Here is a 564-nt window from a genome sequence, read left to right as displayed (position 1 = left end):
GCCACCAGTGCACCAATTTTTGAACTGCATCAAGATGGCACTGACTACTTTGACTATCATCACACTGCTGATGATACGCTTGATAAAGTAGATCCCGCTAAGCTTAAGCAAAATACCGCGGCGTATGCTGTATTTGCATTGATGGCAGCAGATGCTAAAACAACCATCAAAGCCAAACCAGCCAAGTAAACATATTTACTTACAGTTTACCGCTTTGCTCTGGGCCCTCTTTACTCTATTTTAATAAGTAAACGCAAGGAGGGCCCTAATGCTACTTTTTAATACCAGTGATTCATTATCTTCTTTTAGTCAAAAAACAACCTGCCCTTGCTGTCAAAGTAACGACTACCAGCTAAAAAACCACAGCCGATTTTTACGTTTTGCAATTATCCCCTTAATACCTTTGGCATGGTGTTATCAATTTCAGTGCAACCACTGCCAATACACAGCAGCAGTGCCGTTAAAAAAGTTGCCTATTCTCGAAAAAATCTCATTAGTGAAATACTTTACAGGCTCACTATTATTACTATGGTTATTGGTGTTTTTTTATAATCAGCATCATGC

The 564-nt window shown here is 39.2% G+C and carries 2 pseudogenes; both read left to right on the top strand.

What is annotated here, in order from left to right:
* Window positions 1-189 (top strand): annotated as a pseudogene (locus tag CWB85_RS21885) (peptidase M28 family protein); the annotation flags it as partial.
* A gap of 79 nt (window positions 190-268) precedes the next feature.
* Window positions 269-564 (top strand): annotated as a pseudogene (locus CWB85_RS22675) (tetratricopeptide repeat protein); the annotation flags it as partial.

It is taken from the genome of Pseudoalteromonas sp. S1727, assembly GCF_005886375.1.
GTDB lineage: Bacteria > Pseudomonadota > Gammaproteobacteria > Enterobacterales > Alteromonadaceae > Pseudoalteromonas > Pseudoalteromonas haloplanktis.
The sequence above is the reverse complement of the archived record's forward strand: the minus strand, read 5'-3'. Positions and strand labels throughout refer to the sequence as shown.